Raw genomic sequence first — 20,525 nt, 5'->3', positions numbered from 1 at the left:
TCGCTCAGGGCGACCGAGCGGCCGTCCTGTTACCGTCTTCCAAGTGTAAATCACCAACGAAGCAATCGCGGCTTTTCCCTTCGGCGGATGATTCGCCGGTCCGCTGATTCCGGGCGACCCCCAGGGCATGGCATGTCACCAAAGATGGCTAGGCTTGTGGCATGGCACAATCTACTGAATCCACGACCTCCTCCGGACTTGATCCGGCCTCCTTCTCTTCGGTCATTCGACCCCAGGACGACCTCTTTCGTTTTGTCAACGGCCCCTGGATCGACACCTACAGTCTGCCCGAGGACCGCTCCCGGTTCGGCTCCTTCGACAAGCTTGCCGAGGATGCCGAAGCACAGGTTCATGAAATCCTCGAGGACCCAGAATCCCCGGCCGTCAAGTCGGCCCTGCTCTATCGCAGCTTCCTGGACACCGATGCCATCGAGGCGGCGGGAATGGAACCCATCCGCCCCGACCTGCAGGCCATTGATGGTGCGCCCGACAAGAAGGCACTGACCAGCCTGCTCGGCCAGCTCAACCCGACTGGCGGCCCTGATCTGTTCGGTATCGCCATCTATGGTGATCCTGGCAACGCTGGCGTCAACGTGGCTCATATGGAGCAGGCCGGGCTGGGACTCCCCGACGAGGCCTACTACCGGGAGAAGAGCTACGCTCAAGTACGCCAGGCCTACACCGACATGGTCGCCTCACTGCTCAGGCTCTCCGGCTACGCCGACGACCAAGAGGATGCCCACAGGCAGGCGGAGTCCTTCCTTGAGGTCGAGACGCGCATAGCAGCACGCCACTGGGACAACGTATCCACACGAGATGAGGATCGCACCTACAATCCCACCACCCTGGCCGACTTGGAGTCAACGCTCACCGATTTCGATCTGCACACCTGGATCGAGTCCTGGCAGAAGGCATATGTAGCCAGCCCTGTCGCCAATCTGCAACCGGTCGATCTGAGCACAGCCCTATCCAGGACCATCGTGCATGAACCCTCCTTCCTGCAGGGATTGAACGAGCTGTGGAAGACAAGCGACCTGGAGGATCTGAAACTATGGGCCCGCGTGCACACCCTGATCGAGTGGGCAGGGCTGCTCAGCAGCGACTTCGATCAGGCCAGGTTCGACTTCTACGGCAAGGTTCTTTCAGGCACGACCAAGATGCGGGACCGCTGGAAGCGAGCCGTCTCCCTGGTCAACGGCATTTGCGGCGAGGAGGTCGGACGCGAATATGTGCGCCGGCACTTCCCTGCCTCCAGCAAGGCCCGCATGGAGGCTTTGGTCTCAGATCTGATCGACGCCTACCGGGTCTCCATCACCTCCAGTGACTGGCTGGGCGAACAGACCAAGGTCAAGGCTCTGGCCAAGCTGGACAAATTCTCGCCCAAGATCGGCTACACCGAGCACTGGCGCGATTATACGGCCCTGGCTGTGGACGAAAAGCTGGGTCTGGTCGACAACGTGCGGCGGGCCAACCTCTACGAGTCCGGCTACCAGTTCGGCAAGGCCGGTCAGCCTGTGGACAAGGAAGAGTGGCTGATGAACCCTCAGACGGTCAACGCCTACTACGAGCCCACCCTGAACGTCATCGTCTTCCCCGCAGCTATTCTGCAGCCGCCCTTCTTCAACCCGGAAGCGGACGATGCCGTCAACTACGGAGGCATCGGATCGGTCATCGGCCACGAGATCGGCCATGGATTCGACGACCAGGGTTCCAAGTACGACGGCGATGGACGTCTGCAGGACTGGTGGACCCCGCAGGACCGTGAGAACTTCGAGCAGCGGACCAAGGCGCTCATCAAGCAGTACAACGGGTTCGTGCCCCAACAACTTGCCGAGAAGTACGCCGACAAGCCCGAGCAGGCACCTCATGTCAATGGGGCGCTGACCATCGGCGAGAACATCGGAGACCTGGGAGGCGTCAACATCGCCATCAAGGCCTACGCCCTCTCCTTGCAGAAGCGGCAGGGCGGCACAGCGGGGACAGACGATGCGGCCATGGACCAGGCGCTGGCCTCGGCTCCGGTCATGGACGGCTACACCGGCCTGCAGCGGTTCTTCCTGTCCTATGCCTCCATCTGGAGGACCAAGAACAGGGATCAGCTTGCTGAACAGTATTTGCAGATTGATCCCCACTCCCCTGCTGAATTCCGCACCAACGGCATCGTCAGGAATGTGGATCGCTTCTATCAGGCCTTCGGCGTCACCGCTGACGACGGCATGTGGCTGGAACCCGAGGCAAGGGTCAAGATTTGGTAAGCCTGTTCTGATTGAAATCATCGGTTGATGGTTTCAATCAGCCTGTTGACCAAGGCGGGATGTCGACTGGAATCAGCCGGCCTCCCGCCTTCTTCCTGCTCGGCCGAAACAACCTTTGCTCATCCAGCATTGGAAGTCCCCACTGGTGTCCGCTCGGCTGCAGATGGTACCGATGATGCTGGGGCGGTTTCAGAGGGTGAAGATGTCAGCGGAGTGGTCCAAGGATCCGCACCGGCGGCCCCTTCATCGATGGGCGCAGTACCCGATCGGATCCTGGTGAAGGTATCCTGTCCCCTAGCCAGGTCGTGACCGATGCCATCCGCTACCAAGACCAGACTGCTATGCGGCTGGCCGTCGCTGGTCCACTCCTCCGTAACCAAGGATCCCGTCACCATGACCGGATCGCCCTTGTGCAGACAGGCCAGAGCATTAACCGCCAGAGTCCTGAAAGCCTTGACTGTCAGCCAGGTGGTGGATTTTCGTTTCCATACCCCAGCCGCAGCATCGTAATAGGCCGGCGTAGAGCCAAGCCTGAAGGAACAGACTGGTGTGGTTCCCGGCTGTCCCAGACGGGCTGGCTGGGTTCCCATAAAGCCGAAGACGGTCGTTTTTATTTCGTTGATGGACATATCGGAACCTCTCTGTCGATGTCATGAATCCGGCGCTGTAAACCCACCGGTCGATTGCTCATTGCGTGGCGGTGAAGCCGTCCGACGGAGAATCCCTAGCCAGAGCGCGGATAATCGGAGCGGGGGAAGGGACTGGCCCCGGCCAGGAACCCTCCGTCGAACGGTGAATCCATCCTGCCTCCGCGCACGTCCCCGCACCTGACCGGAAGGTCATTGTGGTCGAATCGGCTCGGTCTGTTCCGCGTGGTGGACAACCCTGCCCATGGCTGGTTTGGCAATGCCTCTTTCACTGTGCAAGGGCATCGAAACATTGGTCCTGGGCTAAACTGTGAGAGCAGATATATCGGCACGGTTTGGAAGGACCCGCAGTCATGGTTCACACGCTGGTCAGTTGGAACATCGATTCGCTCAACGCCGCCCTGTTGGGCAAGAGCAGCCGCAGCGCCCTCTCCCTGAAGGTGGTGGAGACCATCCGGGATCTGGATCCTGATGTCGTAGCCATCCAGGAAACCAAACTCAACGGTGACCAGAAGAAATCCGCAGGCATCCTTAAGGCGCTCATGCGCTACTTTCCCGATTATCAGGAGGCGGACCGCCGCTCCAAGGCCCCGGCCCGCACAGGCTACGCAGGCACCCTCATGCTCTACCGCAAGAGCCTGCCGGAGCCTACCGTAACCCGCCCCCGCATCGGCGCTCCAGACACCATGGACGACGAGGGCCGTATGCTCACCCTGGAGTTCCCGGACTGCTTTGTCACCACGGTCTACACCCCCAATTCAGGATCGGGACTGGTCAGGCTCAAGCCACGCGGCGTCTGGGACGATTGCTACCGTCGCTACTTGCAGGAGCTGGATGCCCGTAAGCCGGTCCTGGCCTGTGGCGACTTCAACGTGGCCCACGAGGAGATCGACATCGCCAACCCGGCCTCCAACCACCATTCCGCCGGCTTCACCGATCAGGAGCGCGAGAAGTTCGGTCTTCTGCTGGATGCGGGCTTCACCGACACCTTCCGAAAGATCCATGGCGATGCCGCCGGCTTCTACGATGACCACCGCAGCGTCTACACCTGGTTCGCCCAGCGGGCTCCAAAGAGCAAGATCAACAATTCCGGCTGGCGCATCGACTACTGGCTGACCTCCAATCGGATCGCTGACCAGGTCAGCACCAGCGAACCCGTGGACACCGGCGAGCGCCAGGACCACCTGCCCATTCTGCTGCGCATCTGACCGGAAAGAGCCCTGAGCCCAAACCGATACAAGCAGAGGGGTGGGATCTTGGTCGCGTACATCATGACGTGACCAAGACCCCACCCCTCTATATTGTCGCGATAAACAACTATGAGTGCGGCATCCCCTACTGCAGAGCTGCGATCCGATCCACGATCACCTGAGCGGCCTGATCGGCTGGAACTGCTTGCACATCCGAACCGTCACGGTTGCGGATCTCGATAGTGCCGTTGGCAATGGTGTCTCGACCTGCAATGGCGACCAGGGGCACCCCAATCAGCTCGGCATCCTTGAACTTGACACCGGGAGACACCTTGGGCCGGTCGTCGTAGATGACCTCCACACCACGCTCCTCCAGATCGGCGACCAGTTTCTCGGCGGCATCGAAGGCCTCCTGCTTCTTGCCGGTAGCCACCACATGGACTGCAGCAGGGGCGACAGCCTTGGGCCAGGCCAGGCCCTTGTCATCGTGATGCATTTCGGCAATGCAGGCCAGTACGCGGGAGATGCCGATGCCGTAGCAGCCCATCCAGACCGGCACAGCCTTGCCGTTGCGGTCCAGAACCTTCAGACCCAGTGCGTCAGAATATTTCAATCCGAGCTGGAAGACCTGGCCGATCTCCACGCCACGTTCGAAGCTGAGCGGCCCCGATCCGTCAGGGCTCATATCCCCGTGACGGACTTCGGCGGCTTCCACCACACCGTCGGCTTGGAAGTCACGCCCATAGACCGCATTGGCCAGGTGCACGCCTTGGGCATCAGCACCAGTCACCCAGGCTGAGCCAGGGGCCACGTGGGCATCGAGGAAGTAGCGGATATGGGCGGCGGACTCGGTGTCCGAACGCTGAGGGCCCAGAACACGGGGTCCGATGTATCCCTTGACCAGCTCGGGGTGGGTGGCAAGGTCAGCCTCGCTAGCCTCCTCGATCTCGGCAGGAGCGAACTGGGCTTCCAGGCGCTTCATGTCCACCTGACGGTCTCCCGGCAGGCCGACGGCCACCAGCTCACGCCAGCCCTCGGGGTGGTCATCGTCCGCGGGGTGCTTGACGGCCACAATCAGGTTCTTCAGAGTATCGGCAGCGGTCCAGTCACGGCCATCCTCACGAGGATGCAACTGGTTGAACCGCTCTACCAGGGTGTCGATAGTGGTTGAGTCCGGCGTGTCCAGCTCTTTCATAGCCGGCGTTTCAGCATAGTCGAGGGGATCAGGACGCGGGGTGGTCAGCGCCTCCACGTTCCATGCCTTCCCCGAGGGCGCCAGGGCAAAAGTGTCCTCGCCTATGGGCAGCGGAGCCAAGAATTCCTCGGACTCTGATCCTCCCATGGGTCCGGAGACCGCATGGACGATCACGTAATTGACACCCAGACGCTTGAAGATTCGCTCATAGGCGCCGCGCTCATCCTGGTAGGCCTTCTTCAACCCCTCCTCGTCCACGGTGAAGGAGTAAGCGTCCTTCATGATGAACTCACGACCCCTAATCAGCCCGGCACGGGGACGGAACTCGTCGCGGTACTTGGTTTGGATCTGGTACAGAACTACCGGCAGATCCTTGTATGAGGAATACATATCCTTGACCAAAAGGGTGAACATTTCCTCGTGGGTTGGAGCCAGCAGGTAGTCAGCGCCGTGCCTGTCCTGGAGACGGAAGAGGTTCTCGCCGTACTCCTCCCAGCGATGGGTGGCCTCGTAGGGCTCACGAGGCAGCAGGGCCGGGAAATGGACCTCCTGGGCGCCAATGCCGTCGATCTCCTCTCGGACAACGGCCTGAACCTTGTCAAGGACCTTCAGACCCAGTGGCAGCCAGGTGAATATGCCAGGGGCCACCTTGCGGACGTAGCCGGCCCGCTGCAGGAGTTTGGCCGAGTCCACATCGGCGTCGGCCGGATCCTCCCTGAGGGTCCGCAGAAAGAGGGTTGACATGCGCATGGCTTTGGTTCTCATACCTCCCAAAGATATGCGCGCAAAGGGACAAGCAACCATAGAGGATGCCGCATGACAATTCGGAAAAACCGAACCAGAAACCGGACAGCACATACAGGTGAAGGTCAGTAAATCCGCAACCTGACATCTGGCGTCTATCCAGCTCTATCCCTCCCTCATAAGGGCAGCCAAGATATGATGGTTGTATATCGAACAGGTTTTCTGATTTACGAGGACGAGGCGGGCACCTATGTCATCAGAGCCGGGTGTGACCATCCAGACCTTTACCACCCTCGATGCAGAGCACATGACGCTCCTCCTGGAGGCCGATCCCTCAGAACGGATAATCCGTGACGTTTTCACCCGTTCCTGCGCCTACGAAATCCGAGTGGGACAAACTCTGGCCGGTGTCATGCTGCTTGCCAGACCGAACACGGATACCTTGGAAATCGCCAATATCAGTGTGGACCGCGCTTTACGCAGACTGGGAGTCGGAAGCAGATTAATAGACCGAGCCAAGATGGAGACCGTCAGGCTGGGTCTGAGAAGGCTGGAAGTCGGGACCGGATCCACCAGTTTTGGAGCCCTTTGCTTCTACCAAACATGCGGATTTCGCATGGACCGCATTGAACGGGATTATTTTGTCAATCGCTACGCGCATCCCATTGTCGAGAACGGAATCACCCTGAGAGACATGGTCCGCCTGTCATGGCATCTCTAGCGACCCGAATAACCACACCAGGCCAAGACCAATAAGGGCCACCCTTCAGAAAAGCTGATCCTGGCTGAATTCGTCTTCTGGTTCCTGACCGACGGCGCGCTTGGTGAAGGACTCTGGACCCTCATCCTTCAGACGGGCACAGGCCGCCTTGGACTCGGCCCTCAAACCCGCATCCAGAACGACGGCATCGGGAGAAACCAGGAAGGCATGCTCATTGATACCCGTCAGGTAGAGCCCATCCAGACTTTCCACACGAGAGAGAGCCACGTAGCCCATCCCTGGCGCGAAGGTCCGTCTCAAGTCCATGACTGCCCTGTCCAGAGTCATCCCCTGGGACTTGTGGATGGTGATCCCCCAGGCGCAACGAAGGGGAACCTGATTGACGGAGGCCAAGACCGTGTCTCCATCCATGGTCTCCCAGGCGGCCGGCTTCATGGTGACCACGTTGCCGTTCAGGAAGGAGACGATGGGCCATCCCCCCTTGGCCGAGCTGGTGAATCCGGTGACGGTGCCGATGGAGCCGTTGACATATTGATGATCCTGGTCATTACGCAAGGCCATGACCGCGGCCCCGGTCTTCAGGGCCAGATCCTCGGGGGCCAGCATGTTCTTCTTCAGCCGCTCCACCAGTCTGGCCTCGCCCCGGGATGTGGCCTGGTAATGGTGAGCCTCTTCGTCAATGGAGGCCAGGCGTTGGTCGTTGAGCATGTCGGCCTGCTTGTTGACCGGGAAGAGGTGGACCGCCACCTGGCCAGGAGCGGGCACTGCGCCCACACGGGTGGCTAGGACCTCATGATCCTCCTGGGTGACGCCGCCCTCCCTGATGTCAGTCAGGACGGTCAAGAGCTGGCCATCGTCCTGGCGGTGCTGCTCGGTCAGATAACAGATGACCGGGTCCAGGTCCTGCCAGACCAATGATTCAGTGACGAACCCGTCCGGATCCTTGCCGGCCTGGGCATAGCGTTCCCGGGCAGCCTGGAATTCAGGGCTGGGCAGTATTCCCGCAGCTCGGTTGGACCGGGTCACTGGCGGCAACTGGAAGAAGTCCCCGGAAAGGACCACCTGAATCCCTCCGAAAGGCTCTGGGCTGTGACGGACGGCCCTGCAGGCCTGATCCACCATGTCGAAGAGCCAGGCGTGCATCATGGAAACCTCGTCGATGACCAGGATGTCAGTACCCTCGATCTGCCTGCGGCGGCGGGTCTTGATCCGTTTCAGGAGCGATTCGGTCATGCATGTGGCGATGCCCACTCCGCTCCAGGAGTGGATGGTCTGACCGTTGATGTGCGTGGCGGCGATGCCGGTCGAAGCGGTCACCGCCACGACCGCCCCGGCCTGACGAGCCTGGTCGACGAACTCATTGAGCACAAAGGTCTTGCCTGACCCGGGGGCGCCCGTGATGAAAGCATTGGCTCCCGCACTCAATATGGTCAAGGCTTCGGATTGCTGCATGCCTCCATGGTGCCACCTCAGCGGTACATGGCCACGCCTGTCAGTAGTCGGTCTTCTCAGGCTTGTTGGCATCCTCGACCGGGTTGCCGGACTCTTCGTAATGGCGCAGCAGGCTGGTCTGCTCGATCTGTTCCGCTCCGGCCTTGGACTGGACCTGGTCGGGGCCGGGGGCAGGAACAAAGAACATGGAGCGGTAGTAGCGCAGTTCGTCCATGGACTCGATGATGTCAGCCAGGGCCCGGTGGCCACCATGCTTGGCCGGCTTGTTCTTGTAGACGTCCGGGTACCAGCGACGGGACAGCTCCTTGAGGGTGCTCACATCGATGACCCGGTAGTGCAGAAGATCCATCAGATCAGGCATGTACCTGTCGAGGAACTTCTTGTCGGAGCCCACGGAGTTGCCTGCCAGATGGGCCTTGCCGTTCTTGGGCAGGAAGGGCTTGACATACTCGATCACCTGACGCTGGGCCTCCTGTAGGTCCAGGCCGGTCTTCATCTCCTCGATCAGGCCCGAGGAGGTATGCATCTTCCTGACGAAGTCCCCCATATGGTCCAGGGCCGCCTGGGAGGGCTTGATGACCAAGTCGATGCCCTTGTCCAGGACCTTCATGTTGAAGTCAGTGGGAACCACGGAGACCTCGCACAGCTCGTCGTGGAAGATATCCAGACCGGTCATCTCGCAGTCTATCCAGATCATGCGGGATTCCTCCGCAGTGAAAGTCAGATCATTCGTATCACTCATCTGTACGCCTTTCAGATCCGGAGTGCGCACCGGATCGCTCCTTCCGCCGCCTTGGACGGAACATTACAAGATACCGCCAGCGCGTGACCGGCGGAGGGTTCATCAGTCCGGCCGACCGGATCGCAACTGACATGAGATATGCAATCGGCGCAGGTCCTGATGAGATCCTGCGCCGATCACCTGCCTATCTAGGCTCAGTTGTGGAAGCCTGAGTAGTTGGGGGCTTCCTTGGTCATGACGATGTCATGGGGATGCGATTCACGCAGCCCGGCATCGGTGATCCGAATGAACCGGCCCTTGCGCTGCAGCTCCGGGATGGTGCGGGCACCGGTATAGAACATGGTCTGGTGCAGGCCGCCGACCAGCTCGTAGAGCACATAGTTGAGCGGACCGCGGTAGGGCACCTCGCCCTCGACACCCTCGGGCACCACCTTGTCGGAGCTGGTCACATCGGCCTGGAAGTAGCGATCCTTGGAATAGCTCTTCTTGCCGCGCGGGGCCATGGCACCCAGTGAGCCCATACCCCGATAGACCTTGTACTGCTTGCCATGCAGGAGGACCTTCTCGCCAGGAGCCTCCTCAGTGCCTGCCAGCAGACCACCCAGCATGACCGAATCGGCTCCTGCCACGATGGCCTTGGCAATGTCGCCCGAATAATGGATTCCGCCGTCGGCCACCAGAGGGATACCGGCAGGACGGCAGGCCAGCGCGGCATCGTAGACGGCGGTCAGTTGGGGCACGCCCACGCCGGCCACCACACGGGTGGTGCAGATGGAACCGGGGCCCACACCGACCTTGACCGCGTCGACGCCGGCATCGATCAGCGCCTGGGCACCCTCACGGGTGGCCACGTTGCCGCCGATCACATCCACATGGTCGAAGGCATGATCTGCCTTGATCCGACGGATCATGTCCAGCATGAGCTTGGCGTGGCCATGGGCGGTATCCACGACCAAAATATCGACCCCGGCATCAGCCAGGGCGGTGATGCGCTGCCAGGCATCACCGAAGAAGCCCACGGCGGCAGCTACACGCAGCCGTCCGCGCTCATCCTTGGTGGCCTCGGGGTACTGCTCGGTCTTAACGAAGTCCTTGACGGTGATCAGCCCCGTCAGCTTGCCCTCGCTATCGACCAGGGGAAGCTTCTCCACCTTGTACTTGGCCAAAAGCTGGTGGGCGTCTTCCTTGGTGATGTTGGACGGACCGGTGATCAGATGGTCCTTGGTCATGATGTCGCTGACCTTGAGTCTGTCAAAGTCAGCAGGATTGACAAAGCGCATGTCGCGGTTGGTGATGATGCCCACCAGCCGCTGCCGACGATCCACCACAGGCAGACCCGAGACCTTGTAGGTGGAGCAGAGCTTGTCCAGGTCGGTCAGTGTGGCATCCGGGGTGACGGTCAGGGGGTCGGAGATCATGCCGGACTCGGACCGCTTGACGATGTCGACCTGATTGGCCTGATCTTCGATGCTGAGATTGCGGTGAAGGACGCCGATGCCGCCGTTGCGGGCCATGGCCACAGCCATGGTGGCCTCGGTGACGGTATCCATGGCAGCCGAGAGGACCGGGGACTTCATAGTGATGTTCCGAGTCAGCCGGGTAGTGGTATCTACCTCGGAGGGGATGACATCGGATTCGTTGGGAAGCAGGAGGACGTCGTCATAAGCCAGACCGATTTTCTGGAAGGCGTCGGGAAGTTGAGTGTAGGAGGAGGGTTCGCTTTGTGGGTTTTCCATAGCCATAGCACCATGCTACAAGTGCTTCTTGACCGTTCACTGCACCGTGTCCGCACTATTTCATTGGGTGAATCAATTGTCTTTATCTTTATCGTGGCGACTCTTGCGATGCCAGTGCGGTCTGGCCGCATGCTGTGAACCTTGGGCGGCGAGAAGAGCGTTCTCACGCCTGATTGCGGGAAGGCGACGACGGTAGTAAGGGTAGAGGGTAGCGAAAGTCAGCAGTATGGCGGCCAGGGCCAGACCGATCAAGACATATCTCAGAGGGAAGAAAAGAATAAAGAGCGAGCCGAAGGCAATCAGGGCGGCCCAGCCCCAGAGGATCAGGACCGCGGAACGAACGGTGTGACCGATGCGCAGCATACGGTGGTGCAAGTGCATGCGGTCGGGGTGCATGGGTGATTGTCCGTGGCTGAGCCGCCGAACAATGGCCAGGCACATGTCCAGAACAGGCAGGAAGAGCACCAGGATGGGCAAAAGAATGGGCATAAAGGCCGGCAGATAGATGCTGGCATGAATGGTGGCTGGATCCAGCCGTCCGGTGACCACAATGGAGGCGCAGGTGATCAAGTATCCCAGCAGCATGGATCCTGAATCGCCCATGAAGAGCTTGGCCGGATGCCAATTGTGCAGGAGGAACCCCACGCAAATGCCCACCATGGCCACGTCGATCAGCGTGGCCAGGGAGGCATAGTCGGGCGAGATGCGGGCGATGATATAGGAGTAGATGGCGAAGGCGATGCCCCCGATGGCCACGATGCCCGCAGCCAGGCCGTCCAGGCCGTCCACGAAGTTGACCGCATTGATGGAGGCCACGATCAGGAAGGCCGTGATGGCCATGGACAGACTGGGCGAGGCCGCCACCAGGGATCCCAGAGGCAGGGAGATGATCTGGATGCCACCCCAAGAGACGAAGACCGAAATCAGCAGCTGGCCGGCCAACTTGAGCATCCAATCCAGGTCCCAGAGGTCGTCGGCTATGCCCAGCAGGCAGATGGCCACGGCCCCGGCCAGAATGACCCAGGCCTGATGGCCGGACTGGAAGAGGCCCGTGATGAAGGGGATGCGGGAGGCGAAGCACATGGCCACGGCAAAGCCAATCAGCATGCCCAGGCCGCCCATACGGGGGGTGGGCACCTTATGTACGTCGCGAGCGCGAACCACACCTACAGCACCAACCCGGATGGCGAGATGACGAACCATGGGCATGACCAGCCAGGTGGCTCCGCCAGCGATGGCAGCAATGAACAGGTATACCCTCACTGGCCCTCCCCTTTGCTGCTTTGGCTAGACAGTATTGCACGAACCCGAGCCTCACCGATTACGCCCTGCCGAAGCACGTGTATTCCGTCAGGATCAGTCTTATCGGCTTCCACCACCGTGCTGGCCACTGAGCCAGGGGTCGGTCCCCCGTCCAGGTAAAGATCGACGCTATCACCCAGATCGGCTCTGGCCTGCTGGATGGTTTCCACACTTGGGTTACCCGATCGATTGGCACTGGAAGCCGCCAAAGGTCCGGTCACCTGCAGGAGTGCCCTACAGATGGACGAGTCAGGCACTCTGACAGCCTGAGTAGGGCCATCGGGTTCCATCCGAGGGGTGCGCAGAGGGCAGGACTTCCCCACAAGGGCAATAGGCGAGAAAGGACCCGGCAACAGTGCGTCGGCCAGGCGATCAAGAGGCTCGGGCAGGCTGAGATCCAGCCGGTCCATGGCCTGGACCCCATCCAGCAGTACCTGGATGGACTTAGTCCTGGGACGGTGCTTGGCCTGGAAGAGCCGATCGATGGCCGCGTCATTGCACGGATCGCAGACGATGCCATAGACCGTGTCGGTAGGAATGACCGCCAGCCCCCCGGCGGCCACCACCTGGGCCAGCAACTGCGGCGACCGACTGTCATAGGTCATCACCCGGCTCATACCCTGCATCACGACCTTTCGGCTCGACATGTTCATGTGACCAGCTACCAATCTATCCCAGGACCACGGCAGACCGCTAGGATGCAGGGTCTGGCCGTCGGGCTGTCAGGTAACGGTCGCGGCCGGTTAGGTCTTGGTGCGTATGCGCCTGAAGGTACCCCCGATCCAGTGCTGCAGTGACCATGGCCGGCCCCTGGGAGGCATCATGCTCCATGACCAGCAGACCGCCGGGAGCCAACAAAATCATGGCCCTGTCCAGAATGCGGCAAGGCAAAAGGCACCCGTCGGGTGAACCGCCATAGAGGGCCAGGTCTGGATCCCAGTCACGCACCTCCGGCTGGCTAGGAATCGCATCCATGGGGACGTAGGGAGGATTGCTGATGACCAGATCCACCTGGGCATCCAAATCAGACAGAGTAGCGGGTTCCGTGGCATCAGCCAAGAGCAACTGATAGTCGGATCCAGCCTCCCGAATGGCAGCCTCTTGAGCGGCGGCATTCAATGCACCCCACCGATATGCCTCCTTGTCCACCTCTACGGCCCGGACCCGCGCTCCTGGAACTTCTATAGCCAAGGACAACCCAATGGCCCCGCTGCCGGAGCACAGATCCACCACTAGAGGATGATCCACTCCAATCAAGGCGTCCACTCCCGCCTGGACCACCGTTTCGGTCTCAGGACGGGGGATAAAGGCCCCCGGCCCCAGGCGGAGATCCAAATAACGGAAGTAGGCGTGGCCAAGAATGTACTGCAAGGGTTCGCGTCCGGCTCGTCTTTGCAGATAGGACTGATAACGATCCAGGGCAGCCGACTGGGGAACATCGGCCTGCCCGCGACCAACTTCATTCGTCAGCAGTTCCTCAGCAGTCCGATCCAAGAGCAGAGCCTGATCCAGCTGGTGAAGATCGCACCCAAGGACATCGGCCAGCAGTAGCCTGGCATCATTGAGCGGGGTGGGCAGACCGGCCTGAGCCAACAGACGATGGCCCTGATCAACCAGCGCAGCCAGACTGGTCCCATGCTCCTGCTTATTCACCCCTGTGAAGCCATTCTGCGGGCCTCGTCGGCCTGGATATCGGAGTCGATAACGGCCTGTAGATCGCCATCCAACACCTGCTCCAGGTTGTAGGCCTTGTAGCCGGTGCGATGATCCACAATCCGGCTCTCGGGGAAGTTGTAGGTCCTGATGCGCTCGGACCGGTCCAGGGAACGTACCTGGGAATGGCGCATGTCGGCAGCCTGAGCGGCCTCCTCCTCGTGCTTCATGGCCAGCAGACGGGACTTGAGCACCCGCAGGGCGGCCTGACGATTCTGTATCTGGGATTTCTCATCCTGCATGGAGACCACGATGCCGGTGGGAATGTGGGTCATGCGCACAGCTGAGTAGGTGGTGTTGACGGACTGTCCTCCAGGGCCGGAGCTCATGAAGATGTCAACCTTGAGGTCCTTGGGATCAATCTCGATCTCGTCGTCGTCCTCGTCAGCCTCGGGAAAGACGATGACTCCAGCAGCTGAAGTCTGAATGCGCCCCTGAGACTCGGTGACGGGAATGCGCTGGACCCGATGGACGCCGCCCTCGTACTTGAGGGAAGCCCAGACGCCGTCGGCCGGAGCCACCTGACCGCGAGCGCGAATGGCCAGCTGAGCATCCTTGACCCCGCCCAGCTGAGTACGGTTCTCACTCATGATCTCGGTCGTCCAACCGCGTTTTTCGGCATAACGCACATACATACGCATCAGATCGCCAGCGAAGAGGGCCGCCTCCTCGCCGCCGCTGCCGGCCTTGATCTCCATGATCGTATCGCGGCCGTCATCAGGGTCACGTGGAATAAGAGCGGTGCGCAGGGTCTGTTCCAGATCCGGTATGCGGTCAGCCATGGCCTTGGCTTCTTCGGCGAAGTCAGGATCCTCCTGTGCCATCTGTTCGGCTGCCTGGCTGTCTTCCAAGGCGCTTTGATAGGCCTTGTAGGCTTCAACAATGGGAGCGAGCTCAGCATGTCTACGGCCCAACTTGCGGATCTGCGCCGGATCGGAAGCCGTTTCGGGCTGGCTCATCTGATTTTCCAGGCGACCGTACTCCTCGACGGCAGCCACCGCCGCCGGAAACTGCTCCTCACTCATCTACACCCTTCCCGTCCGCTCATCCGCATGATTCAAGTCATAAAAAACGCCAGTCCCCACCGGGCATAGCAGAGCGACCCGGAAGGGACTGGCGTTGGAAGTGCTACTTGGTCCTCTTGCCGTAACGGGCTTCGAACCGAGCCACGCGACCACCGGTGTCCAGAATCTTCTGCTTGCCGGTGTAGAAGGGGTGGCAGTGCGAGCAGACATCAACCGTCATATGATCGCCGGGAGCGGTCGAACGGGTGATGAAGGTATTGCCGCACGAGCACGTGACCTCAACGGGATGATAATCGGGATGAATTCCCTGCTTCATGGTTACTCCTAGATCCAAGGGCCCCGGGTCGACCGCCCCTGTGGCGGACGTGAACCGGCAACCGCGTAATAGTCTAGCGCAACCCGGGGAGAATACGACCCCCTTGCGCCACACGCCGAATCGACCAACCGGTGTGGCGAGCCGCGAGCCCTCTAGAATCAAACAGTCGGACCGACCGGCCCGGCGAGGCGACAAAGGAGGGCAGCAATGCAGCAGGAAGTGGCATTCGTTACCGGGGCGGCTCAGGGGATCGGCGAGGCCATCGCCCGCCGCCTGGCCAAGGACGGTTTTGCCGTAGCCGTGGCGGACATGAATACAGACAAGGCCCAGGCAGTGGCCGACTCCATCAACCAGTCAGACGGACGAGCGATGGCTGTCACCCTGGACGTGACCGATCGTGTCCAGGTGCGCTCCGCCGTCGAGAAGACGGCTACCAAACTGGGCGACTTCAACGTAATCGTCAACAATGCCGGCCTGGGGCCGACCACCCCAATCGAGTCCATCACCCCGGAGCTGTTCGACAAGGTCTACCACGTCAACGTGGCAGGAACCATCTGGGGGATGCAGGCCGCCGTTCAAGCCTTCCGTGATCGGGGTCACGGGGGCAAGATCATCAACGCCGCCAGCCAGGCCGGCGTGGTGGGCAACCCCAACCTGATGCTCTATTCCTCCACCAAGTTCGCCATCCGTGGCCTGACCCAGGTGGCTGCTCGCGATCTGGCCAAGGAGGGCATCACCGCCAACGCCTACGCCCCCGGCATCGTCAAGACGCCCATGATGATGGACATCGCTCATCAGGTCGGGGCCAACGCCGGCAAGGATGACAAGTGGGGCATGTCCACCTTCTCGGACGGCATCGCCCTGGGACGGCTTTCCGAACCGGAGGACGTGGCCAATGCCGTAGCCTTCCTGGCCGGGCACGACTCTGACTACATCACCGGCCAGACCCTGATCGTGGACGGCGGCATGCAATTCCAGTGAGTCTCCCGCCAAGATTCGCCCACATATGATGGACCCTCGCCGATCGGTTCTGCCCGACAGCGAGGGTCCACGATCATGCAGAGATCGTTCAGGCGTTGAAGACGTACTTGTCCAGACGGTCCATAGCCTCCCGGACCCGGCTCAAAGGCAGCGCCAGGTTCATGCGGATGGCACAGGGAGCCTTGAACTGCCGCCCGTCCTGGACGGCCACACCTACATCCCAGGCTCGCTTCAGCAGCTGGTCCAGGCTCAGATCGTGGTCCTTGCACCATTGCGTGCAGTCAAGGAAAAGCATGTAGGTGCCCTGGGGCTTGGAGAGCTCGACTCCCTGGAAATGCTGCCGGATGTAATCGTAGGCATAGTCCACATTCCCGGTCAGAACCTGCCGGAGTTCGTCCACCCACTCCTGACCTTGAGGCTTATAGGCCCCGATCAGGGCATGCATGGACAGCACGTTCATATCGTTGTAGTGGGCCTTGGACCCCTTGGCCACAATCCTGTCACGCAGGTATTTGTTGTAGATGATGTGGTAGGAACCCACCAGTCCGGCCAGGTTGAAGGTCTTGCTGGGCGCATAGAAGGCAGCCGTCCTGTTGCGCGCATCCTCGCTGACCGACTGAGTGGGGATGTGCTTGTGGCCCGACAGGATCAGGTCTGACCAGATCTCGTCGGAGATGACCACACAGTCGTTCTCCTTATATACCTCCATGGCCTTTTCGATCTCCCACTTCTCCCAGACGCGGCCGCAGGGATTGTGCGGGCTGCAGAAGACCGCCACATGGATGTTGTTCTCCTTGAGCTTGCGATCCATGTCCTCGAAGTCCATGCGCCAAACGCCCTGCTCGTCCTTCTTCAAGGGGCTGTGCACAATGTGGTAGCCGTTGTTCTCGATGCAGGACGTGAAGCCGACATAGGTCGGGCTGTGGAGCAATACCGCATCGCCTGGCGCAGCAAAGGCGGTCAAAGTCGAGACGACACCGCCCAGGACTCCGTTCTCATAGCCGATATCCTCGGCCGTCAGGCCCTCCACACCATTACGGGTGCGCTGCCAGTTGATGATGGCATTGTAGTACTCGTCAGTGGGATTGAAGTAGCCGAAGGCCGGATGCTTGGCACGCTCGATGATGGCCTCAGGTATGGTCGGCACCGTAGGAAAGTTCATATCGGCCACCCACATGGGGATGACATCGAAGCCATCCTTGGGAGGTTCGGGGGCGAATCCAGGCTCGGCACCCAGGCCATCAACCGCAATGGCGTCCTTGCCGTGCCTATCCATGATGCTGGTGAAATCGTATGTCATAGTCAACCTCTCATCCCGTGCAGATGCGCTCGCAGCGACCTCCCGCCAGTCTACTGCCGTGGGCTCCATCCGAGTGTCTGCGTCTAATACCAAAACCTCGATGGTACTATCTGGCTTTAGTCAGTGGATGGGGTGACCAGAATGAGAGCATCAAAGCCTGTACCATATTCTCTACAGCTTTTCGTCCCGCTCGTGGATTTTCTGGGTAAAATCCTCGGGCCCAAGACGGAAGTGGTGCTTCAGAATGTCAAGGATTTCTCGCATTCGGTGGTTGCCATCGCCAACGGCAATTTGAGCGGACGCACCATAGGCAGCCCCGCCACCGACCTGGTCATGCACATCTGGCAGAACCACGAATACGACCAGCACAACTATCTGACCCATTACACGAGCTACACCATCCAGGGACACCCTATGATCTCCTCTACTCTTTTCGTGCGGAATTCCAGAGGACGGGTGATTGGCTTTCTCTGCATCAATTTTGACAATTCCGCCTTCCGACAGGCCAGCCAAGAGCTCAGAAGGGCAAGCGCTTATCTGGACGCTCTAGGACTGGCCGATCCTACTGCGGAGCTGAAAGACGATGGGACCGCACCAGAAAAATCAGATGCCGAGAACGGGATCGATCAATCGACCCGTGAAGTACTCTCAGTCAACACAGACGAAGTGGTTACGCATAATATTGCCGAGTTTGCTGCCCAGCTCGGTATTCCTCCGGCAAGAATGAACCGGCAGGAGCGACTGCAACTGATCACACGCCTGGAGGGCTCGGGGGTCTTCCTGATCAAGGGCTCAGTGGACACGGTTGCCCGGACTCTCGGGATCTCCTCCCCCAGCGTCTACCGCTATTTGCATACGATACGCAGTGCTGCTGCAGGCCCTGATCAGAGCACATCGGCTCGCCCTACTCAGCTTTGACACACCCCCTCCAAGGTGTATGATTAAGAACAGATATACGGGGGACGTATACACGATGGACCTACAGGGGCTGAACTATTTTCAGTTCCAGAGGAGATGTACATGCGTATAGTTTCCCGGCATATGCCGACGGCTCCTACTCGAGCACGTCCCGTATTCTTTTCTCTGACAAATTCCCATACTTAGCGGTTCTACGGAAACGCTTCCGGATTATTGTGTTATGCGCAGATCTTATGGCTGTCTACGTATGCACGCTTGGGGCACCGAGAAGTGGATATACACCGAGGGTGCTCTATGATCCGACATAAAAAACGCGCCTAGCTCTTTTCCCCCGGCTTACATGTGAAGCCATACATATTTGCATCGGTGAATCATGGATGCTAGAGCTAGGCGGCGAGAGGACGGCCCCGACAATAGCCGGGGCTGGTCCTTCTACTAAGACTATCAAGAAAGTTCGGGGGACAAAACTATCGCTATTCCACTGGCGGTCAGCAAAGATGCATATTAATGATGACCAACTAATATGCTTAGCTCATTGACAAATACTGCGTCTACTCTCTATTCGATGAGCGAGCTCATCTCTTTGTCTAAACAACTTTGAGATTTTCCGTGATACATCCGGCATATTTGAAGCATAAGTGAGGAATTAAAGCATAAACGAACATCGTTATCCTCACGATCCTTTCCTCAAGACACGCGAGAAAACAGGATTGTTCAATTCACTAAGAACCAATCAATTGCCTATGGTGCCGCACGTTCATTTACGAGTTCACTCAATGACTGTGTATTACGACGGTAGTGCAGGCATAAATTATCTATCTATACAGAGATTTCAAAACAGCAAGAAGAGCATCTTTTAAACCCCCAAAACAAGTCGCATAACTCCCTCGAAAACTAAAACGCATGCAAAGTCGACGCCGCTTTACAAAACGCCAGCAAGCACAACAGCATGCTCTGCGAGCTGTATTTTAAATGTATGCAACAGCCATGGCGAAAACGCGATCATGTTACTCAGACGGCATTGTAGGTAATATAAAGAATCGAGAATACTTGTCATAGTTGGATAGAAAATGCATACGTCTTTAATCGAAATGATTCGAAGGACTCTGACATGGCCTTCTGTGTGGTTGGCGTTTATCTGCTCTGTAAATCTTTGTCAAAGCTAGTTACTTCTTCGACGATCTATATATGGGTACAACCAAAGTACATTCCCACAAGACCAAATTCAGCATTTGCAATCAAGCAATAATATCAAGAAGCCGAGTCAGCAAGTGATTTATGCACGCAAAGACAAATGTCGCGAAAAGTACCTGAGCATGCAAGTCTTTCAGCGCTTTACACTAATAGTGTGCTGCTCGTTCGGTCATCGATGATTGTACCAAGGAGCGATCATAGATATGAATAAACAAACTAGTGAGCTCTTCCCTGCTGATACTAAGGAAAGTACAAGCGTATTGACTCCAGTTAAAAGTACAGCATCAACAGATGCTGCCACTCCTCCAGTTCCGCCTCCCGACAGCGGCAACGCTAAACCTACCGGGCACCACACCCACAAAAGCAAATCTGGCAAATCTATGTGGAAGACAGCTTGCATAGTTTTGCTCGCCTTCATCATCGGATTAAGTTTCAGCTCATGTCACGGCTCCGATCCCAAAGCTTCTCAAGACTACAAAGACCTCCAGTCGAATTACTCAAAGTCACAAAGCAATCTGCATAAGGCTCGTAGGGAATTGCTTGACGCGCAAAGACAAGTCAGAAAAGTCCAAGACAAAGCCGATAAGTGGGATAAGGAGCAGGCCGATAAGAAAGAGGCCGAGCAAAAAGCCGAACAAGACAAGAAGAACCAAGAGAAAGCTGCAGCAGACAAAGCTGCACAAGAGAAAGCAGCCGCAGATCAAGCCGCACAAATACAAGCTCAACAGCAACAATTCCAAGCCCAACAGCAAGCTCAACAGCAGCAGATGCAGCTACAACCTCGCTCACAAAGCACTGTACACCGCGGAGCATTTTGTTCAGGAGCAGGATCCACTGGAGCATCTGACCAAAATGGCACCACTTTAACCTGCAGAACAGCCAAAGATGGTCGCCTGCGATGGATGAACTAACAGGGTGGAAAAGCACTGAATTCCAAAATGAGAAGACCCGACATAGAAAGTTCAATTAATACATGAGCAGGTATAGCTTCAAATGCTAAAAAAAAAAAACAGGCTCTCATCCCTGTCCATGAGAAGAAACGTCAAGCTGTAATATAAACCCTTAAATGAAAGGCTCTACCAGATGAGTGTCTA

General features: G+C 58.6%; 17 protein-coding genes. 6 read left to right on the top strand and 11 right to left on the bottom strand.

The genetic code is table 11. The features are described from left to right. Positions 1–161: 161 nt before the first annotated feature. On the top strand, positions 162–2,255 hold the full coding sequence (locus CI601_RS02340) for a M13 family metallopeptidase (RefSeq protein ID WP_121914151.1): 2,094 nt from the start codon (positions 162–164) through the stop codon (positions 2,253–2,255). 119 nt (positions 2,256–2,374) lie between these two features. Here the strand turns inward: CI601_RS02340 and CI601_RS02335 are convergent, their stop codons facing one another. After that, positions 2,375–2,884 carry a single-stranded DNA-binding protein gene (locus CI601_RS02335; protein ID WP_121914150.1) on the bottom strand — a complete coding sequence of 170 codons (510 nt, stop codon included), beginning with the start codon at positions 2,882–2,884 and terminating at the stop codon, positions 2,375–2,377. Positions 2,885–3,255: 371 nt separating this feature from the next. Here CI601_RS02335 and CI601_RS02330 point away from each other — a divergent pair, with 371 nt between their 5' ends. Then, positions 3,256–4,110, top strand: coding sequence for an exodeoxyribonuclease III (locus tag CI601_RS02330; protein WP_121914149.1), 855 nt, complete (start codon positions 3,256–3,258; stop codon positions 4,108–4,110). 127 nt (positions 4,111–4,237) lie between these two features. Here the strand turns inward: CI601_RS02330 and CI601_RS02325 are convergent, their stop codons facing one another. Beyond that, positions 4,238–6,052, bottom strand: coding sequence for a proline--tRNA ligase (locus CI601_RS02325; protein WP_121914148.1), 1,815 nt, complete (start codon positions 6,050–6,052; stop codon positions 4,238–4,240). A gap of 229 nt (positions 6,053–6,281) precedes the next feature. Between CI601_RS02325 and CI601_RS02320 the strand changes: the two genes are divergently transcribed. Further along, complete coding sequence (locus tag CI601_RS02320) at positions 6,282–6,752, top strand: N-acetyltransferase (RefSeq protein ID WP_121914147.1); 471 nt, start codon at positions 6,282–6,284, stop codon at positions 6,750–6,752. A gap of 45 nt (positions 6,753–6,797) precedes the next feature. Here the strand turns inward: CI601_RS02320 and CI601_RS02315 are convergent, their stop codons facing one another. The 8 genes from CI601_RS02315 to rpmE form a co-directional block, all read right to left on the bottom strand. Next, positions 6,798–8,204 carry a PIF1 family DEAD/DEAH box helicase gene (locus CI601_RS02315; protein ID WP_024626688.1) on the bottom strand — a complete coding sequence of 469 codons (1,407 nt, stop codon included), beginning with the start codon at positions 8,202–8,204 and terminating at the stop codon, positions 6,798–6,800. Positions 8,205–8,244: 40 nt separating this feature from the next. Next, a complete protein-coding gene (orn, locus tag CI601_RS02310; protein WP_121914292.1) occupies positions 8,245–8,946 on the bottom strand; it encodes an oligoribonuclease in 702 nt (233 codons plus the stop codon). A gap of 194 nt (positions 8,947–9,140) precedes the next feature. Continuing rightward, positions 9,141–10,688, bottom strand: coding sequence for an IMP dehydrogenase (gene guaB / locus CI601_RS02305; RefSeq protein ID WP_024626690.1), 1,548 nt, complete (start codon positions 10,686–10,688; stop codon positions 9,141–9,143). 66 nt (positions 10,689–10,754) lie between these two features. Then, entirely contained in the window at positions 10,755–11,945 is a 1,191-nt protein-coding gene (locus tag CI601_RS02300; protein WP_121914146.1) for an MraY family glycosyltransferase, read from the bottom strand. Then, positions 11,942–12,589 (bottom strand): L-threonylcarbamoyladenylate synthase, encoded by a 648-nt coding sequence (locus CI601_RS02295; protein ID WP_259465284.1) that lies wholly within the window; start codon positions 12,587–12,589, stop codon positions 11,942–11,944. Before CI601_RS02295 ends, CI601_RS02300 begins: the two co-directional genes overlap by 4 nt. Before the next feature lie 88 nt (positions 12,590–12,677). Continuing rightward, complete coding sequence (prmC, locus tag CI601_RS02290; RefSeq protein WP_121914144.1) at positions 12,678–13,637, bottom strand: peptide chain release factor N(5)-glutamine methyltransferase; 960 nt, start codon at positions 13,635–13,637, stop codon at positions 12,678–12,680. Continuing rightward, positions 13,634–14,722, bottom strand: a complete 1,089-nt coding sequence (gene prfA, locus CI601_RS02285) for a peptide chain release factor 1 (protein WP_121914143.1) — start codon at positions 14,720–14,722, stop codon at positions 13,634–13,636. The genes prmC and prfA overlap by 4 nt, the downstream gene beginning before the upstream one ends. A gap of 103 nt (positions 14,723–14,825) precedes the next feature. Then, positions 14,826–15,038 (bottom strand): 50S ribosomal protein L31, encoded by a 213-nt coding sequence (gene rpmE, locus CI601_RS02280; RefSeq protein ID WP_015022244.1) that lies wholly within the window; start codon positions 15,036–15,038, stop codon positions 14,826–14,828. Between the two features lie 207 nt (positions 15,039–15,245). Here rpmE and CI601_RS02275 point away from each other — a divergent pair, with 207 nt between their 5' ends. Further along, positions 15,246–16,019 carry a (S)-acetoin forming diacetyl reductase gene (locus CI601_RS02275; RefSeq protein WP_121914142.1) on the top strand — a complete coding sequence of 258 codons (774 nt, stop codon included), beginning with the start codon at positions 15,246–15,248 and terminating at the stop codon, positions 16,017–16,019. A gap of 88 nt (positions 16,020–16,107) precedes the next feature. Here the strand turns inward: CI601_RS02275 and CI601_RS02270 are convergent, their stop codons facing one another. Next, complete coding sequence (locus CI601_RS02270; protein WP_121914141.1) at positions 16,108–17,319, bottom strand: MalY/PatB family protein; 1,212 nt, start codon at positions 17,317–17,319, stop codon at positions 16,108–16,110. Between the two features lie 141 nt (positions 17,320–17,460). Between CI601_RS02270 and CI601_RS02265 the strand changes: the two genes are divergently transcribed. After that, positions 17,461–18,237, top strand: a complete 777-nt coding sequence (locus CI601_RS02265; RefSeq protein ID WP_121914140.1) for a transcriptional regulator — start codon at positions 17,461–17,463, stop codon at positions 18,235–18,237. A gap of 1,397 nt (positions 18,238–19,634) precedes the next feature. Beyond that, positions 19,635–20,342, top strand: coding sequence for a hypothetical protein (locus CI601_RS08370; protein ID WP_147437926.1), 708 nt, complete (start codon positions 19,635–19,637; stop codon positions 20,340–20,342). Positions 20,343–20,525 lie beyond the last annotated feature (183 nt).

It is taken from the genome of Bifidobacterium sp. wkB344, from assembly GCF_003688305.1.
Classification (GTDB): Bacteria; Actinomycetota; Actinomycetes; order Actinomycetales; family Bifidobacteriaceae; genus Bombiscardovia; species Bombiscardovia mizhiensis.
The sequence above is the reverse complement of the archived record's forward strand: the minus strand, read 5'-3'. Positions and strand labels throughout refer to the sequence as shown.

Excerpts from the sequence above, each read along its gene's own strand:
- CI601_RS02340 (WP_121914151.1), top strand. The coding sequence starts at position 162 with ATGGCACAATCTACTGAATCCACGACCTCCTCCGGACTTGATCCGGCC.
- CI601_RS02335 (WP_121914150.1), bottom strand. The coding sequence starts at position 2,884 with ATGTCCATCAACGAAATAAAAACGACCGTCTTCGGCTTTATGGGAACC.
- CI601_RS02330 (WP_121914149.1), top strand. The coding sequence starts at position 3,256 with ATGGTTCACACGCTGGTCAGTTGGAACATCGATTCGCTCAACGCCGCC.
- CI601_RS02325 (WP_121914148.1), bottom strand. The coding sequence starts at position 6,052 with ATGAGAACCAAAGCCATGCGCATGTCAACCCTCTTTCTGCGGACCCTC.
- CI601_RS02320 (WP_121914147.1), top strand. The coding sequence starts at position 6,282 with ATGTCATCAGAGCCGGGTGTGACCATCCAGACCTTTACCACCCTCGAT.
- CI601_RS02315 (WP_024626688.1), bottom strand. The coding sequence starts at position 8,204 with ATGCAGCAATCCGAAGCCTTGACCATATTGAGTGCGGGAGCCAATGCT.
- orn (WP_121914292.1), bottom strand. The coding sequence starts at position 8,946 with ATGAGTGATACGAATGATCTGACTTTCACTGCGGAGGAATCCCGCATG.
- guaB (WP_024626690.1), bottom strand. The coding sequence starts at position 10,688 with ATGGCTATGGAAAACCCACAAAGCGAACCCTCCTCCTACACTCAACTT.
- CI601_RS02295 (WP_259465284.1), bottom strand. The coding sequence starts at position 12,589 with ATGACCTATGACAGTCGGTCGCCGCAGTTGCTGGCCCAGGTGGTGGCC.
- prfA (WP_121914143.1), bottom strand. The coding sequence starts at position 14,722 with ATGAGTGAGGAGCAGTTTCCGGCGGCGGTGGCTGCCGTCGAGGAGTAC.
- rpmE (WP_015022244.1), bottom strand. The coding sequence starts at position 15,038 with ATGAAGCAGGGAATTCATCCCGATTATCATCCCGTTGAGGTCACGTGC.
- CI601_RS02275 (WP_121914142.1), top strand. The coding sequence starts at position 15,246 with ATGCAGCAGGAAGTGGCATTCGTTACCGGGGCGGCTCAGGGGATCGGC.
- CI601_RS02270 (WP_121914141.1), bottom strand. The coding sequence starts at position 17,319 with ATGACATACGATTTCACCAGCATCATGGATAGGCACGGCAAGGACGCC.
- CI601_RS02265 (WP_121914140.1), top strand. The coding sequence starts at position 17,461 with ATGAGAGCATCAAAGCCTGTACCATATTCTCTACAGCTTTTCGTCCCG.
- CI601_RS08370 (WP_147437926.1), top strand. The coding sequence starts at position 19,635 with ATGAATAAACAAACTAGTGAGCTCTTCCCTGCTGATACTAAGGAAAGT.